General features: G+C 65.2%; 16 protein-coding genes. 6 read left to right on the top strand and 10 right to left on the bottom strand.

The window, feature by feature from the left end; all coding sequences use genetic code 11:
* Positions 1 to 109 precede the first annotated feature (109 nt).
* From C3E79_RS03800 to C3E79_RS03785, 4 genes are read left to right on the top strand one after another with little or no spacing between them, the layout of a single operon-like run.
* Positions 110 to 775, top strand: a complete 666-nt coding sequence (locus C3E79_RS03800) for a 50S ribosomal protein L25/general stress protein Ctc (RefSeq protein WP_108403712.1) — start codon at positions 110 to 112, stop codon at positions 773 to 775.
* Between the two features lie 11 nt (positions 776 to 786).
* A complete protein-coding gene (gene pth / locus C3E79_RS03795; protein WP_108403711.1) occupies positions 787 to 1,305 on the top strand; it encodes an aminoacyl-tRNA hydrolase in 519 nt (172 codons plus the stop codon).
* Entirely contained in the window at positions 1,305 to 1,838 is a 534-nt protein-coding gene (gene pth, locus C3E79_RS03790) for an aminoacyl-tRNA hydrolase (RefSeq protein ID WP_108403710.1), read from the top strand. Before pth (C3E79_RS03795) ends, pth (C3E79_RS03790) begins: the two co-directional genes overlap by 1 nt.
* Complete coding sequence (locus C3E79_RS03785) at positions 1,835 to 3,424, top strand: peptide chain release factor 3 (RefSeq protein ID WP_108403708.1); 1,590 nt, start codon at positions 1,835 to 1,837, stop codon at positions 3,422 to 3,424. Before pth (C3E79_RS03790) ends, C3E79_RS03785 begins: the two co-directional genes overlap by 4 nt.
* 15 nt (positions 3,425 to 3,439) lie before the next feature.
* Here the strand turns inward: C3E79_RS03785 and C3E79_RS03780 are convergent, their stop codons facing one another.
* The 5 genes from C3E79_RS03780 to C3E79_RS03760 form a co-directional block, all read right to left on the bottom strand.
* Positions 3,440 to 4,534, bottom strand: coding sequence for an inositol-3-phosphate synthase (locus C3E79_RS03780; protein WP_108403706.1), 1,095 nt, complete (start codon positions 4,532 to 4,534; stop codon positions 3,440 to 3,442).
* Positions 4,535 to 4,882: 348 nt separating this feature from the next.
* Positions 4,883 to 5,764 carry a 3-hydroxyisobutyrate dehydrogenase gene (gene mmsB / locus C3E79_RS03775; RefSeq protein WP_108403704.1) on the bottom strand — a complete coding sequence of 294 codons (882 nt, stop codon included), beginning with the start codon at positions 5,762 to 5,764 and terminating at the stop codon, positions 4,883 to 4,885.
* Positions 5,765 to 5,775: 11 nt separating this feature from the next.
* The gene (gene mmsA, locus C3E79_RS03770; protein ID WP_108403703.1) at positions 5,776 to 7,293 is read right to left on the bottom strand and encodes a CoA-acylating methylmalonate-semialdehyde dehydrogenase; all 1,518 of its coding nucleotides are present in this window, start codon (positions 7,291 to 7,293) and stop codon (positions 5,776 to 5,778) included.
* A 36-nt stretch (positions 7,294 to 7,329) separates the two neighbouring features.
* The gene (locus C3E79_RS03765; RefSeq protein ID WP_108403702.1) at positions 7,330 to 8,076 is read right to left on the bottom strand and encodes an SDR family NAD(P)-dependent oxidoreductase; all 747 of its coding nucleotides are present in this window, start codon (positions 8,074 to 8,076) and stop codon (positions 7,330 to 7,332) included.
* Between the two features lie 31 nt (positions 8,077 to 8,107).
* Positions 8,108 to 9,277, bottom strand: a complete 1,170-nt coding sequence (locus tag C3E79_RS03760) for an acyl-CoA dehydrogenase family protein (protein WP_108403700.1) — start codon at positions 9,275 to 9,277, stop codon at positions 8,108 to 8,110.
* Positions 9,278 to 9,367: 90 nt separating this feature from the next.
* Here C3E79_RS03760 and C3E79_RS03755 point away from each other — a divergent pair, with 90 nt between their 5' ends.
* Positions 9,368 to 9,925: a TetR/AcrR family transcriptional regulator gene (locus tag C3E79_RS03755; RefSeq protein WP_108405034.1), complete on the top strand. Its 558-nt coding sequence runs from the start codon at positions 9,368 to 9,370 to the stop codon at positions 9,923 to 9,925.
* 81 nt (positions 9,926 to 10,006) lie between these two features.
* Entirely contained in the window at positions 10,007 to 11,740 is a 1,734-nt protein-coding gene (locus C3E79_RS03750) for an AMP-binding protein (RefSeq protein WP_108403698.1), read from the top strand.
* Here C3E79_RS03750 and C3E79_RS03745 read toward each other — a convergent pair.
* The 5 genes from C3E79_RS03745 to C3E79_RS03725 all read right to left on the bottom strand — a co-directional run bounded on the left by C3E79_RS03745 (position 11,737) and on the right by C3E79_RS03725 (position 16,571).
* On the bottom strand, positions 11,737 to 12,498 hold the full coding sequence (locus C3E79_RS03745; RefSeq protein WP_108403697.1) for an enoyl-CoA hydratase: 762 nt from the start codon (positions 12,496 to 12,498) through the stop codon (positions 11,737 to 11,739). The two genes, C3E79_RS03750 and C3E79_RS03745, sit on opposite strands and share 4 nt — an antisense overlap.
* A gap of 6 nt (positions 12,499 to 12,504) precedes the next feature.
* A complete protein-coding gene (locus C3E79_RS03740) occupies positions 12,505 to 13,554 on the bottom strand; it encodes an enoyl-CoA hydratase/isomerase family protein (RefSeq protein ID WP_108403696.1) in 1,050 nt (349 codons plus the stop codon).
* 1 nt (position 13,555) lies between these two features.
* The gene (locus C3E79_RS03735) at positions 13,556 to 14,740 is read right to left on the bottom strand and encodes an acetyl-CoA C-acyltransferase (protein WP_108403695.1); all 1,185 of its coding nucleotides are present in this window, start codon (positions 14,738 to 14,740) and stop codon (positions 13,556 to 13,558) included.
* A gap of 69 nt (positions 14,741 to 14,809) precedes the next feature.
* Complete coding sequence (locus tag C3E79_RS03730) at positions 14,810 to 15,676, bottom strand: patatin-like phospholipase family protein (protein ID WP_108403694.1); 867 nt, start codon at positions 15,674 to 15,676, stop codon at positions 14,810 to 14,812.
* 10 nt (positions 15,677 to 15,686) lie between these two features.
* On the bottom strand, positions 15,687 to 16,571 hold the full coding sequence (locus tag C3E79_RS03725; protein WP_108403693.1) for an SDR family oxidoreductase: 885 nt from the start codon (positions 16,569 to 16,571) through the stop codon (positions 15,687 to 15,689).
* Between the last annotated feature and the right edge of the window lie 15 nt (positions 16,572 to 16,586).

The raw sequence follows: 16,586 nt of genomic DNA, 5'->3' as shown, positions 1-16,586 counted from the left end.
CCGTTATCGACGCGATGCACATCCTGCGATCACTCGACGAGTCCTTATCCGTTTGCACGTGGTCGCAGGCCTCGCCTGTGGCCGACGACTTCCCCGAAGGAGTATCCACATGGCTACCACCGTTACCGTCATCAAGGCCGAAAAGCGCGAAGAGTTTGGCAAGGGCGCAGCCCGCCGCCTGCGCCGCGACGGCCGCATCCCCGGCGTCCTCTACGAGGCCGGCATCGACAACGTTCACTTCTCCGTCGACCGCATCGAGATGACCGCACTTGTGCGCAACGAAGGCACCAACGCCATCCTCGAGCTCGAGGTTGATGGCCAGAAGCTTCTGTGCATGGTCAAGCACGTCGACCAGAACGTCATCACCCTCGACATCGACCACATCGACCTCCTCGGCGTCAAGCGCGGCGAGAAGGTCACCGTCGAGGTCCCGATCGTCACCGAGGGCGAGGCCGCCCCGGGCGCCGTCGTCCTGCAGGAGACCGACGTCGTCGAGATCGAGGTCGACGCGCTCAACATCCCGGACGAGATCACTGTGAGCATCGAGGGCAAGGAGATCGGCGAGCAGATCACCGCCGGCGACCTTACCCTGCCCGCGGGCGCCGAGCTCACCTCCGACCCGGAGGCACTGGTTGTCAACGTCACCTACTTCCAGGAAGACACCGAGCTCGAGGAAGCTGCCGCCGAGGCTGAGGAGGGCGGCGCCGAGGCCGGCGCCGACTCGACCGTCGAGGTTGCTGACGGCGGCGAGGGCGACGAGGGCGCGTCCGAGTAACCTCTAGTGGCGTGACTGCTCTCATCGTCGGGCTGGGCAACCCCGGCCCCGCCTATACCAGGACACGCCACAACGTCGGCGCCGCAGCGCTCGAGGAGCTTCTCGGGCGCTGCAAGGCTCGGCTTAGCCCGCACAAGAAGACGAACACGGACCTCGCCGAGGCCCCCGGAATCGTCATCGCCCGCACGCGCAGCTACATGAACGACTCCGGCGGACCCATAAAGGCCCTCGCCGGCTACTTCAAGGTGGCTCCGAGCGGGCTCTTCGTGCTTTACGACGACCTCGATCTCGATCTCGGGGACGTCCAGCTCCGCCCCGGCGGGGGCGACCACGGCCACAACGGACTGAAGTCCATCTCCGCCTCGCTGGGCACCCGCGAGTACAACAAGCTCGCCATCGGCATCGGCCGTCCGCCCGGGCGCATGGCCCCGGCGGACTACGTGCTCAAGCCGTTTTCGAAGAAGGAATCCGCCGAGCTCCCGATCGTTTTTGCCGATGCGGCGGACCTGCTCGAGGAGGCGCTGAAGTGATGCGGCCCGACCTACCGCAGTGGCTCGTCGTCGGCCTGGGCAACCCGGGGCTCCGGTATGCGCGAACGAGACACAACGTGGGTTTCATGGTCGTCGACACGCTGGGACGCTCCCTCGGCGAGACGGTGGCCGTGCTCAAGCCTCAGACGTATATGAACAACTCAGGCGACGTCGTGGCGCCTGCAGCGCGAGAGCTGGGACTCGGCGCTGAGCGCATCATCGTCTGCCACGACGAGCTCGACCTGCCTGCCGGGGTGGTGAGGCTGAAACAGGGAGGCAACGAAAACGGCCACAACGGCCTGAAATCCATTACCGAGTCACTGGGAACCCGTGACTACCTGCGGGTACGCATCGGCATCGGGCGACCCCCCGCGGGGGTGGCGGTCCCGGACTACGTCCTCTCCCCGCCCGAGGGGGATGTATCGGACCAGATCACCGTGGCGGCGGAGGCGGTGCGGCTGCTCATCACAGAGGGCCTTGCCAAGGCGCAAAACGTCGTCCACTCCAGGGCGGCTACGATAGACAACCTATGAGTACCCTTTCCGAGGCCAAGCGGCGGCGCACCTTCGCCGTCATCGCCCACCCCGATGCCGGCAAATCCACACTCACCGAGGCGCTGGCCCTACACGCGCACGTCATTTCGGAGGCGGGCGCGGTGCACGGCAAGGGCAACCGCAAGGCCACCGTCTCCGACTGGATGGAGATGGAGAAGGACCGCGGCATCTCGATCGCGTCCTCGGCGCTGCAGTTCGAATACCTCCCGGAGGGGGCGGATGCGGCGGAGCCTTACGTGATCAACCTCGTCGACACGCCTGGCCACGCGGATTTCTCCGAGGATACCTACCGCGTGCTCTCGGCCGTCGACGCCGCCGTCATGCTCATCGACGCCGCCAAGGGCCTCGAGCCGCAGACGCTGAAGCTTTTCCGTGTATGCAAGGCGCGCGGCCTGCCCATCGTCACGGTGGTCAACAAGTGGGACCGCGTCGGGCGCACCCCGCTGGAGCTTGTCGATGAAATCGTGACCGAGATCGACCTGCAACCCACCCCCCTGTATTGGCCAGTCGGCGAGGCCGGCGACTTCCGCGGCCTGGCACATATCGACTCCGACGGTGAGGCGGACCGCTACATCCGCTTCATCAGGACCGCCGGCGGGTCTACCATCGCCCCGGAGGAGCACTACACGCCGGAACAGGCCGCCGAGCACGAGGGAGAGACCTGGGAAACCGCCGTGGAGGAGGCCGAGTTGCTCGCCGCCGACGGCGCCGTGCACAACCAGGAGCTCTTCGAGCAGTGCGTGACTTCCCCGGTTATCTTCGCCTCTGCGATGCTCAACTTCGGCGTGCACCAGATCTTGGACACCCTTTGCGAGATCGCCCCGGCCCCAGCGCCTCGCTCCACCCGCGCGCTCGACGGCGATTTCTCCGGGGTGGTGTTCAAGGTCCAGGCCGGCATGGACAAGAACCACCGCGACACCCTGGCGTTCATGCGCGTGGTCTCCGGCGAATTCGACCGCGGCATGCAGGTCACCCACGCGCAATCCGGGCGCACCTTTTCCACCAAGTACGCCTTGACAGTCTTCGGGCGCACGCGCGACACGGTGGAGACCGCTTACCCGGGAGACATCATCGGGCTCGTCAACGCCGGATCACTCGCCCCGGGCGATACTATCTTCACCGGCGCGAAGGTCCAGTTCCCGCCGATGCCACAGTTCGCGCCCGAGCACTTCCGCACCCTGCGCGCGAAATCCCTGGGCAAGTACAAGCAGTTTCGCAAGGGCCTCGAGCAACTCGACGCGGAGGGCGTGGTGCAGATTTTGCGTAACGACGCCCGCGGGGACGCCGCCCCTGTCATGGCCGCAGTCGGCCCGATGCAGTTCGAGGTCATGCAGGCGCGCATGGACAACGAATACAACGTCGAGACCGTTGCCGAGCCTGTGCCCTACTCCGTGGCCCGGCGCACCGACGCGGAATCGGCCGCGGAGCTGGGGCGCCAGCGCGGGGTCGAGGTATTTACCCGCTCCGACGGCGAACTCATCGCGCTCTTCGGCGACAAGTGGAAGCTCGCCTTCATTGAGAAGGAAAACCCGCAACTCACCATCGAGCCCCTCGTCGCCGACTAAAGTTTCTCAGCGCTCTTACGCTTCGCCGGCAATGAAGGCCTCAAGATCCGCGCGGGCCTTCTCGTCGCCGAGCTGGACCGGCGGCGACTTCATAAGGTACGAGGACGCCGGGTTGATTGGGCCGGCCAGCCCGCGGTCGAGCGCGATCTTGGCCACGCGGATCGCGTCGATGATCACGCCCGCCGAGTTCGGCGAGTCCCACACCTCGAGCTTGTACTCGAGGCTGAGCGGCACCTCGCCAAAGGCTGTGCCTTCGAGGCGGACGTAGGCCCACTTGCGGTCGTCAAGCCACGCAACGTAGTCCGAGGGACCGATGTGAACATTGCGGTCATCCACCTTCCCGGCGATTGGCCCCTCCGTCAAGTTCGACGTCACGGACTGGGTCTTGGAGATCTTCTTGGACTCCAGGCGGCTGCGATCCAGCATGTTCTTGAAATCCATGTTGCCACCTACGTTGAGCTGCATCGTGCGGTCGAGCCGCACCCCGCGGTCCTCGAAGAGCTTGGCCAGTACACGGTGAGTGATGGTCGCTCCCACCTGGCTCTTGATGTCGTCACCGATGATCGGCAAACCAGCGTCGGTGAATTTACGCGCCCACTCAGGGTCGGACGCGATAAACACCGGCAGGGCGTTGACGAAAGCACAACCGGCGTCAATCGCAGCCTGGGCGTAGAGCTTATCTGCCTCCTCAGAGCCCACGGGCAGGTAGGAGACGAGGACATCGGCCTTGGCGTCACGAAGCGCCTGCGCAACGTCGACGGCCTCTGCCGGGGACTCCGTGATAGCGGACAGGTAGTGCTCGCCTAGGCCATCGGAGGTCGGGCCGCGCTGCACCTCGACGCCGAGGTGGGGTACGTCGGAGATTTTGATGGTGCAGTTCATGCCGGATTCGGTAGCCTCGGCCAGGTCCTTGCCCACCTTGTCGGCATCGACATCGAAAGCGGCGACAAACTCGACGTCGCCGACGTGGTAGTCGCCCAACTGGACGTGCATCAGCCCGGGCACCTTCTCCTCCGCCGGGGTGTTTTTGTAGTACTCCACGCCTTGAATGAGCGAGGTAGCGCAATTGCCAACTCCCGCGATGGCAACTCGTACTTTCTTGTTTCCCATGTTCGCGCGTTACTCCTTCACAATCTGTTCCGGCCGGTCGGTACGATCGGCCCCGGCGCGAATTAACTTTGGCACTCCGCCGCGGTATTCGGAAGTCGGTGCAGGCGCTGTATCGATCAAGGTCAACACGCTATTTCCAGCGAGGGCTGCACGAAGCCCCCCGTGTGTGATGCTCACCACACAAAGACTGTGCGGCGACCACCATGCCGTTTCCCGCCGAGTGTAGAAAGCACTCTGGCGAGGATCGCCAGCCATAGACGCGCGCCGACGCGTGCGCGCAGGAGCTCTACCTCGCACGCGCCTTCACCTGTATTTCGCTCACCGATACTGAGAAGGAAGACCAGCAGCTCACCATCCAGCCGCTGGTGGCTGACTAGCCTCGACGGCACTAATGATCGCCGAGAAGTCGAGCCCGCCGTGACCGGCCTCAACAAACTCAGCGTACTGCTCTGTTGCAGCGCGCCCCAGTGCGGTATCAGTGCCCGTGTCATGTGCGGCCTGCATGGCCAAGTTCAGATCCTTGAGCATGAGCGCGGCAGCGAAGCCAGGGGCAAACTCATGGTTCGCCGGGGAGCCTTCCACGAGCCCCGGAACAGGGGCGTTGACGCTTAGCGCCCACGAATTGCCGGTCGCGTGGGAGATGACCTCGAAAAAATCGCGCGGATCAAGCCCGAGCCGCTGTCCCAGCACAAGGGCTTCAGCTAACACGATTTGGTGCACAGCGAGGATCATATTATTGCACGCCTTCACGGCCTGCCCGTTGCCGATCGCCCCACAGTGGGTGACCGAAGACCCCATGTCTACAAGCAGGGGCTTCGCCGCAGCGAAATCCTCTTCTGCTCCGCCGACCATAAACGCCAAGGTTCCGTTGGTCGCGCCGACGATGCCACCGGATACGGGGGCGTCGATAAACCGCGAGCCAGCCTCGGCGACTTTACGGGCGATCTCTCGGGCCTGGGAAACCGCGATCGTAGAGACGTCAATATAGAGGCGCGGGGTGGGATCAGCTTCAGTGAGTGAGGTGACGACCTGGTCAACCAGCATCCCGTTGGGCAGGCTCGTGATCACCACATCGGCGTCTGCCGCGGCCGCCTCGGCACTGTCTGCAAGCTCGATACCCGAGGGTTTGGATACGAGGTCGAAGCCGCGCACGGTGTGGCCGGCCTGAGAAAGATTGGTGGCCATGGGTGCGCCCATGTTACCCAGGCCGATGAATGCAACTGTGGTCATTGCTCTGCTCCTTACTTCATAATCGGCATAGTGAAGTCTGGCCCGACCTCACATTCGTCCGGCCAACGGGTGGTCACGGTCTTGGTCTTGGTATAGAAGCGGAAGGCATCGGGGCCGTGCTGGTTCAAATCCCCGAAGCTCGAGTCCTTCCATCCACCAAAGGTGTGGTAGGCGATCGGCACCGGAATAGGGACGTTCACACCAACCATGCCGACGTTGACGCTGGTGAAGAAGTCACGGGCCGCACCGCCCGAGCGGGTGAAGATTGCCACGCCGTTGCCGTAGTGGTGCTCGCTCGGGTAGGCGGCAGCCTCCTCGATCGTCTCGGCGCGCACCATGCACAGCACCGGGCCAAAGATCTCCTCGGTGTAGATACTCATGGAAGCCTTCACATGATCAAAGAAGGTGGGGCCGACGAAATAGCCGTCGGCAAGAGAGGCTCCCTCGAAAGATGCGTTCGACAGGTCGAGTGTGCGACCGTCAGAGACAAGCTCGGCGCCGGCCTCCACGCCCTCGTCGATGAGCGAGACGACCCGGTCGCGCGCCTGCGCGCTCACCAGCGGGCCGTAGTCTGCCTCCGGGTCCAGGCTATGGCCGACCTTGAGCGTAGTCATCTTCGCCACGATGGCCTCGCGCAGCTTCCCTGCGGTCTCCTCGCCCACCGGGACGACGACGGAGAGTGCCATACAGCGCTCGCCGGCTGAGCCGAAGGCGGCTCCGACGAGTGCGTCCGCGGCGGCCTCGATGTCGGCGTCGGGAAGCACGATGGCGTGATTCTTTGCGCCACCGAAGCACTGGGAGCGCTTGCCTGTTGCGGCGCAGCGCTCGTAGATGTACTGCGCGATAGGGGTGGAACCGACAAAGGCGACGGCCTGAACAACCTCGGAATCCAAGATCGCGTCGACGGCCTCCTTGCCGCCGTGGACGACGTTGAAGATGCCGGCCGGGCCGCCCGCCTCGACGAAGAGCTCGGCGAGGCGGACCGGGACGGAGGGATCGCGTTCCGAGGGCTTGAGCACGAACCCGTTGCCGCAGGCGAGGGCGGGACCCGCCTTCCACAGCGGGATCATCGCGGGGAAGTTGAATGGGGTGATACCTGCGACCACTCCGAGGGGCTGGCGCAGCGAGAAGGTGTCGAGCCCTGCGCCGACCTCGCTCGAGAACTCACCTTTGAGCTGGTGCGGGGCGCCGAGGCAGAACTCGAGGACGTCGACGCCTCGCAGAATGTCGCCCTTGGCGTCGTTAAAGGTCTTGCCGTGCTCGCTAGAGAGGGTCCGCGCCAGGTCATCCATGTTCGCGTGAATAAGGCGGATCCACTCGCCGATGATGCGGGCGCGGCGCTGCGGGTTCAATGCGGCCCAGGCGGGCTGTGCCTTAGCGGCCGCGGCGATGGCAGCGTCGACGTCGTCCTTGTTGGCCATCTTGACCTCAGCCTGCCGCTGACCGGTCGAGGGATTGACAACAGGCTGGGTGGCCCCGGGCGTGCCTTCGTAGGAGGCGGCGTCGATGTAGTGGCTGATGGTATACATGGCTGAGGTTTCTCCTGATGCGTGTCGGTGAGGGGGCTAGCGCGGAGGCATGCGCAGCGCGCCGTCAAGTCGGATGGTCTGGCCGTTGAGGTAGTCGTTGTCGATGATTGAGACCACGAGGCTCGCGAACTCCTCCGGCCGGGCCAGGCGGGAGGGGAACTGCACGTTCGCCTCGAGCTCGGCGCGGAATTCGGGAGTGATCTGGGACATCATGGGTGTCTCCACGATTCCCGGTGCGATCGCGTTGACACGGATGCCCAGTGAGGCGAGGTCGCGCGCCGCGGTGATCGAGAGCGCGTGAACCGCACCCTTCGACGCCGAGTAGGCCGCCTGCCCAACCTGGCCCTCGAAAGCGGCGACGGAAGCGGTGTTGATGATGACGCCACGCTGGCCGTCGGCGTCGAGCGGCTCGGTCGTCGCCATTTCTGCAGCCGCGGCGGTGAGCACGTGGAAGGTCCCGCGCAGATTGACGTCGATGACCTTGGAGAAAAGGCCGGGGTCGTGCGGGCCTTTGCGGCCGAGAATGCGTGCCGACGGCGCAATGCCCGCGCAGTTGACGGCGACGCGCAACGGCGCCTCAGCCGCGGCGTCGGCGACGGCGGCGGAGACAGCTTCCGGGTCGGTCACGTCGACAACCACGGAGGTGAATCCGACCGAGTCGGCGGGTTCCTGCAGGTCGAAACCCGTAACGCGGACCCCGCGAGCAACCAGGAACTCGGCGGTGGCGCGTCCGAGCCCGGAAGCCGCCCCGGTGACGACTGCTGCAGTATTGGTCAATTCCATTGAAATGCTCCTTGCAATGGTTGTTGAAGAGTTAGGACACGAAGGCGGACACGCCTGTAACTGCGCGGCCGACGATCAGCGAGTTGATGTCGTAGGTTCCCTCGTAGGTAAACAGCACCTCGGCATCCCCCATGAGCTTTGAGAGCCCGTGCTCGGTGAGGATGCCATTGCCGCCGCCAATGGCCCGGCCGAGGGAGGCCGATTCGCGGGCGAGACGAGTGGTGGTGGCCTTGGCCAGCGCCGCGATCGGCATGACAAGCCCGCCGTGTTGCTGCACCTCGGCCACCTGGGCCATAAGCGCGAGCGAGGCGGAGGCGTTGCCGAGGATGCGCACGAGCTGTTCCTGGACGAGCTGGAACTTCGCAATCGGCCGGCCAAACTGCTGGCGGTTGATGGCGTAGTCGCGGGCCGCATCGAAGATCGCGAGCTGGATCCCAGCGCCCTGCCAGCCGACCCACGCGCGCGAGGAGCACAGGAAGTCATTGACGTTGGCGAAGGACTGTGCCCCGGGCAGCGCGTTGCCGTGGGGGATGGTGACGCCGTCGAAGATGATGTCTGCATTTTGCATGATGCGCAGACCCATCTTGCCGGAGATCTTCTCCGCGCTCACCCCCACGCGGTCAAGCTCGACGAGAAACGCCCGGATGCTTCCGTCGGCGGTGTCGCGGGCGAAAGTGATGGCAAAATCGGCGAAAGTTCCGCCGCCTATCCATCGCTTCTTGCCGTTGATTACCCATCCCTCCGCGGTTCGCTCCGCAGTGGTGGCAAGGCCGCCGGCGATGTCGGAGCCGTGCTCGGGCTCCGTCAGCGCGAAGCAGCCGGCCTTGTCAAAAGTGCGTAGCCCCGGCAGCCAGGTCTTTTTCTGCTCCTCGGAGCCGAGCTCGTTGAGCATGCCGACGATGAGCTCGTTGTGGATTCCGACGAAGGCGGAGACAGAGACGTCAGCACGCGTGAGCTCCGCGTAGACGAGGCCGCGGAAGAGCCGGGAGGTCTGCCCCAGCTCAACCTCGCCGAGGCCCTCGCTGGCGAGCTTCGGGAGGAGGTCGAAGGGGAATTCTTCGGCATCCCAGTACGGTCCGGTCACCGGGGCGATCTCGCTCTGGAGAAACTCGTGGATCTCGCGCAGCCGCGTGCGCTCGCTGGGTTCGAGGCGCCCCGCGACGGCGAGAATATCGGCGTCCGGGTGAGGGATGAAGGCCATGACATACTCCTTGCAGTACGGTTATGTCACTAACTGTACCGTGCGTGGGGTGGCCGCGTCTCGAAAATGGACGCAACTAAGCTGGATTTCGTGACCCGTGAACTCACCACCCGGCAGCGCGAGCTATTCGACACTCTCAAGGCCGACTTCCTCGCGGAGGGGTTCGAATCCTTCACCATCGACTCCGCCGTCAAGCGCTACCACTGCTCGAAATCGACGATCTACGCGCTTGGTGGCTCGCGCGACGAGATCATCCGGCGGGTCCTCATCAGCTTCTTCCAGGACATCGCGCGGGCGACCGCCCCCACGGCCGAATCCCCCGCGCTCGCCCTTAGGAAGTACTTCGCCGCCATGTCGGAGGCGCTCGCCCCGGTCAGCCCCACTTTCGCCCGCGACCTCGCCGTGGAGGCCGTGGCGCAGGAGGTCTACTCCGTCAACACTGCAGCCGCGGTGGCAACCATCAAGGCGCTCATCAATGCGGGCATCGAGAGCGGCGAGTTCTCCACCCCGTCCCCGGAGTTCATCGCGGCACTGATATACCGCACGATGAGCGACATCCAGCAGGGCGAGTATGCGGAGGACATCGGACTCTCTGCAGCCTACCGGGAGCTCGGACGGCTCATCCTCGGCGGCATCGCCGCGCACTAGAAAAAAAATTTCCCAATCCTACGTTTGTATAGAAAATAATCACTAACGTTACGAGGGCCCCGACGTCAAAGGAGATCCCCCGTGAACCCCACCACTGAGCAGTTCAAGGCCGCCCGCGACCGGCTCGCCGGCCTGAGCACCGACTACGAAGCCGCCCGGCAGGCCTTCGAATGGCCCCGCTTCGAGCACTTCAACTTCGCCCTCGACTGGTTCGACCACCTGGCCACAGAGGCGTCGACACGCGAGCGCGACGCTCTTGTCATCGCGGACGCCGACGGCTCCATCCTGCGCCGCACGTTCGCCGAACTCGGGCAGCGCTCCGCGCAGCTGGCGAACTGGTTCGAATCCGTTGGCGCCACCCGCGGCGATCGCGTCATGATCATGCTAGGAAACCAGGTCGAGCTGTGGGAGACGATGCTCGCCTGCATTAAGGCCGGCCTTGTCATCAACCCCGCCACCGCCATGCTCGGCCACGCCGATCTCCAAGACCGCACCGAGCGCGCGGGCATCTCCTGGGTGGTCACCAACGCCTCCAACGCGGAGAAATTCGGCGCGGTCAGGGGCGATTTCACCCTCATCCAGGTCGACGGCGACTCACCTGCGCAGAGCGCACACCCGACGCTGTGCTACAACGATTCCGTCGCAGCCCCACTCGAATACACCCCGAAGTGCCCGACCCGGGCGGACGAGTCGCTGCTTTTGTACTTCACCTCCGGCACGACGTCGAAGGCCAAGCTCGTCGAGCACACCCACACATCCTACCCCGTCGGCCACCTCACCACGATGTACTGGATTGGACTCACCGAAGGCGACGTCCACCTCAACGTCGCGGCCCCCGGCTGGGCGAAGCACGCCTGGTCGAACTTCTTCGCCCCCTGGATCGCCGGGGCGACCGTATTCCTCTACAACTACGAGCGCTTCGACGCCCCCGGGCTGCTCGCCATCATGGACGCCGAGCACGTCAGCAGCTTCTGCGCCCCGCCGACCGTGTGGCGCATGCTCGTCCAAGCCGACCTCGCCCAGATCAAGCACCCACCGACCAAGCTCGTCGCCGCCGGGGAGCCGCTCGACCCCGAGCTCATCTCGACCATCGAGCGCGCCTGGGGCACCCGCGTGCGCGACGGGTTCGGCCAGACCGAGACCTCGGTGCAAATCGCCAACACCCCCGGCCAGCAGGTCAAGCCGGGCTCGATGGGCCGGCCACTGCCCGGCTTTACTGTCGCGCTGATCGACCCGGAGACGAACAAGGAAGGAGACACCGGTGAAATCTGCCTCAAGCTCGACCCCCGCCCGGTGGGCCTGACCCCCGGCTACTTCCGGGAGGCGGAGAAGAACGCCGAGGTCTTCCGTGACGGCTACTACCACACCGGGGATACCGCGCGGCGCGACGCCGACGGGTACATCTTCTACATCGGCCGCGCCGACGACGTGTTCAAGGCCTCAGACTACCGGCTCTCCCCCTTCGAACTCGAATCCGTCGTCATCGAGCACGGCGCCGTGGCCGAGGTCGCCGTTGTGCCCTCGCCGGACCCGATCCGCCACGCGGTGCCTAAGGCCTACGTCGCGCTCGCCCCGGGTTTCGAGCCCAGCGCGGGGACCGCGGCGGAGATCCTCAAGCACTGCCGCGACGGTCTCGCCCCGTACAAACGGATCCGGCGCCTGGAGTTCTTCGAACTGCCAAAGACCATCTCCGGCAAGATCCGCCGGGTTGAGCTGCGCGCCCGCGAGGTTGAGATCCACGCGGCTGACGGCGGGGCGACGACGGCGCCGACGGAATTCGCCGACGCCGATTTCCCGGAGCTGAAGGGAGACTAAGAGTTGGTGAAGCCGGGCTTGCGCTTCTCCACAAACGCGGCCATACCTTCCGCTTGATCCTTAGAGGCGAAAATCGAGTGGAAGGTGCGCCGTTCGAAGAGCAGGCCCTGGCTCAGCGTCGTCTCCCAGGACGCGTTGACCTGCTCCTTGATCATTGTGGTGGCTACCAGCGACTTCTCCGCGATGGTCGAGGCGGTCTCGAGGGCTTTGTCAAGCAGCTCGGCGGCCGGCACGACCCTGGCGACGAGACCCGCGCGCTCTGCCTCTTCGGCGTCCATCATCCTGCCCGTCAGGCACATCTCCATCGCCTTGGCCTTACCCACCGCGCGGGCGAGGCGCTGCGAGCCGCCCATCCCCGGGGTCACGCCGAGGTTGACCTCGGGTTGGCCGAACTTGGCGTTATCCGCCGCAATGATGAAATCACACATCATGGCCAGCTCGCAGCCGCCGCCGAGAGCGTAGCCGCCGACCGCGGCGATGATCGGCGTGCGGGCGCGGGTGAGCTCGTCCCACCCCGCGAACCAGTCCGCGGAATACATCTCGGTGGCGCTCTTATCCGCCATTTCCTTGATGTCGGCGCCGGCGGCGAAGGCCCTCTCGGAGCCGGTGAGGACGATCGCGCCGATCTCCTCGTCGCGGTCGAAGGCGGTCACGGCGGCCGTGACCTCACGCATGGTCTCGTCGTTGAGCGCGTTGAGCGTCTCAGGGCGGTTGAGCGTGATCAGGCCCACGCGTCCGTGTGTCTCGGTAATGATCATGGGGCTCTATTTTCCTTTCGGGTGGCTGAAATCAGGCGGGGTCGGGCCGGAAATAGGCTCGAACATGGAATCGGGGAGGTCGGTAGGGACGTCCTCAAGCGAGGCGTAGGTCCACTTCGGTGAGCGATCCTTCTCGACAACCTGGGCCCGGATGCCCTCGACGAATTCGGGATGGCGCTGCATGTTGAGCGACATCCAGAACTCCTGGGTGAGCGTGCCCGCTAAGTCGAGCGAAAGGTTGCGCTCCAGCGAGCGCTGCGTGACCCGGATGCCCAGAGGAGAGTTGCGGCGCATCACCTTCGCGGCCTTTGCGGCCCACTCGGAATGACAACCGTCTAGCCTGGCAAGGATCTCGACCGGGTCGTGCGCGTCGCCGTAGATCTCGACCATCTCGCCGCGCTCCGTGCCGAAGCCGGGGCCAATCTCGCGGGAAAACTCGGCGATCACGCCCGGATCACCGGTTTCGCACAGCGTATCGACGAGCCCGTCCAGACTCCCGGAAGGCACAAACACGTCGGCGAACCCGGTGTCGATCGCCTCCGCGGCACCGACGTGCAGCGCCGTGTAGGCGAGGTGGCGCCCCAGCCCGTCCGGCGCGCGGGAGAGCAGGTATGACCCACCGGCGTCTGGGGAGTAACCGATGCCGACCTCGGGCATGCCAACGCGGGAGTCGTCGGTGACAACGCGGTGCGAGGCATGCGCGGAAATGCCCACTCCGCCACCCAGCACGATGCCACTCATCAAGGCTACGACGGGTTTGGGGAAGGCCGCGATCGTGTAGTCGAGCTCGTATTCCTCGCGCCAGAAGGTCTCCCCTTCGTGACCTCCTGCGATCGCGTCGCGGTAGAGGGCAGCCACGTCACCGCCGGCACACAGGCCACGCTCGCCCGCGCCGCGGATGACCACGAGTTCCACCGCGTCGTCTGCGGCCCACCCATCGACCACGCGGCGGGCCTCGCGGATCATTTCCAGGGTAAGCGCGTTGAGCGCCTGCGGACGGTTCAGCGTGAGGATTCCCGCGTGGCCGCGGACCTCGTTGAGGATTTCTGTCGTCATGCTATGCCTCCAAAAGTAGTGCTTCGCCCTGTCCCCCGCCGCCACAGAGTGCAACGCCGGCTCTCCGAGCCGCACCGGCAGCGATGCTATGGGCGGCGTGGACCACCAGTCTGGCCCCGGACGCACCGATCGGGTGCCCCAGCGCGATCGCCCCGCCGTGCGGGTTGACCACCTCCGGGTTTACCCCCAGCGCCCGGGCGGAGTGGACCGATACGGAGGCGAAAGCCTCGTTGATCTCGATGTGGTCGAGGTCAGTGATCCTCCAGCCCTGCCGGATCAGTGCGGCGTGTAAAGCGTTGGCCGGCTGGGCCTGCAGCGACGCATCGGGCCCGGCGACTTGTCCCGGTGCTCGCAGGGTAGCCAGCACCTGCCAGCCAGCCTCTTCCGCATGCGCCCGGGTGGTCAGCACCACTGCCGCGGCGCCGTCGGAAAGTGGCGAAGAATTACCCGCCGTGATCTCGCCTTCGGAGGAGAACACGGGTCGCAGCTTCCTCAGGGAATCGGTGGTAACCCCATCACGAATTCCCTCGTCGGCAGCAATGGTCACCTCACCCTTGCGGTTGATCGTCACAGGCACGACCTCTGCGGCAAAGATCCCTTCGTCCGTGGCGGCACGGGCGCGCTGGTGGGACAAGGCCGCCGCCCGATCCTGGTCGGCGCGATCGACGGGAAAGGATGCGGCGAATTGTTCCGTGAGCAGCCCCATGGAGATACCGAGCTCGGCGGAGCGCAGGCCGTCGTATTCCATATGGTCGATCGCCTCGATGGCGCCAAACTTCACGCCCGCGCGGGCGCCGGGCAAGATGTGTGGGGCATTCGTCATCGATTCCATGCCGCCGGCGACGACGACACGCGCCTCTCCGGAGCGGATTAGGCGGGCCGAGTCGATGACCGCGGTCAGCCCGGAGAGACAGACCTTGTTCACCGTGGACGTGTGTGCAGCCGGGCTGATCCCGGCGCCGAGAGCGGCCTGCTTCGCCGGATTTTGCCCTACCCCGGCTTGCAAGACCTGCCCGAGGATGACAGCGTCGATGTTCGTGCCGGGGACCCCGGCCTGCGCCAGCGCCCCCCTTATCGCGCGGCTTCCTAGCTGGACCGCACTCAGCGTGGATAGCCCGCCCAGCAACTTACCAAATGGTGTGCGCGCGGCACCTACGATCACGACGTCGCCTGCTCTCTCCGACATGCGCTCTCACTCCCTCCTACCGTACGGATTTTTAATAAATCGTACAGCCTTCGCGCGCATCGAGCAGGGTTAGGCGAGAAACTTCTCCCACCTGGCCCACTCACGCTCAACCTGCCGTTCGCCTGCGAGGTAGTTAGCGTCCAGCCGCGCGAGGCGACGCTCCGTGGATTCGACCTGCATGTCGTCAGGGAAGAGAACGACGGCGCGGCCTGCGGCTTCAGCGGCCAGTATCTTGCTTTTCGACGCATTGTAGCGACGCGCCCTTTCCAAGAGGGCCTCGCCGATCGCCGGGTAGCGCCGGAAGAAGCGGCGCACCGCCGCCGGCTGGGCGATCGGATTCTTCACAAAGTCACGGGGACGTGTGGCCAGGACGAGGAATTTGTCGAACCCAGCGCGCTGCGCGGCGTCGATAAGCAAACCACCCGACTCGCCGAGGGCGCCGTCGACGTAGGGAGCGTCGTCGATAAGCGTGATCGGCATGACCTTCGGCACCGTCGAGGAGGCGCGCGTGGCCTGGAAAATGAGGTCGGGACGCCGCGCGAAATCGCGCCGCGTCCACGCGACGGTATCCCCCGTATCCGCTCGCATCGCCTCAACGTGCAGCTCGACCTCGCTGGCTGTGAACGCCTCGAAATCGAATGGCAGCAGCGCTTCAGATTCGCCATAGATGAACTCGGAGTTGAAGTAGCCCTGGCCGCGCACGAGCTTGAGCCACCCGCCGAACTTCGGGTGGGAGACGAGGTCCGTAAACGCCGCTTTCGCCCGCTCCGCGTCACGCGAAGCGTAGTTCGCCGCGTGGACGGAACCCGCGGAGACCCCACCAACCCAGCCAAAGCGCACGCCTTCCTCGATAAACTTGACGACGGCGGGTGCGGTGTAGGAGTTACGCATCCCGCCGCCCTCAATAATCAAAGCGGTATCGCGGGCGTCGATCATGCCTTCAAGACTACGGCGTGAGCGCTCCACCCGTCACCGCGAGCGTCTCCCCGGAGACGTAGGAGGCGTCCTCGGAGGCGAGGAAGACGTAGGCACCGGCAAGTTCGGCGGGCTGCCCGGCGCGCCCGATCTCCGAATCCTGGCCGAACTGCGTCAGCTTCTCCATAGGCTGCCCGAGCGAAGGCTGTAGCGGCGTCCAGATCGGCCCCGGCGCCACCGCGTTGACGCGAATTCCCTTCTCCGCGAGCAGCGCCATGGACAGCCCCTTCGACATGTTGTTCATCGCAGCCTTCGTCACCGCGTAGTGCACGAGGTGGGCAGAGGGATCGTAGGCCTGAATCGAGGAGGAGAAAATGATCGAGCTGCCCGCCTCCATATGCGGCACGGCGGCCTGGGCCAGATAGAACGGGGCGTAAATGTTGGTCTTCATCGTCTTGTCCCACTCGTCTTCCGAGATGTCGAGGAAGTTGTCGTGGGAGATTTGACGGCTCGCGTTGTTGACCAGAATGTCGATCCCGCCGAGGCCCTTGATGGCCTTGTCCACCGTGTCGAAACACTCCTGTCGGCTCTCGAGGTTGCCCGGGATGGCCACGGCCTTGCGGCCGGCATCCTCGATAAGGCCGACGATGACGTTGGCGTCCTCTTCCTCCGAGGGGAGGTAGGCGATGGCGACATCCGCGCCCTCGCGCGCGTACGCGATGGCCACCGCGGCGCCGATTCCGGAATCGCCACCAGTGATGAGGGCCTTGCGCCCTGCAAGCTTGCCGGAGCCGACGTAGGAATCCTCGCCGCGGTCCGCGGTGGGGATCATCTCGACATCCAGGCCTGGGTTTTTCTGAGTCTGCTCGGGCGGGGAGATGACGGGGTACTTGGTGCGGGGATCTGTGAGAGTCATACCCCGAGCCTACTC

Source organism: Corynebacterium liangguodongii, assembly GCF_003070865.1.
Taxonomy (GTDB): domain Bacteria; phylum Actinomycetota; class Actinomycetes; order Mycobacteriales; family Mycobacteriaceae; genus Corynebacterium; species Corynebacterium liangguodongii.
This window is presented reverse-complemented; position numbering and strand designations above follow the sequence as displayed.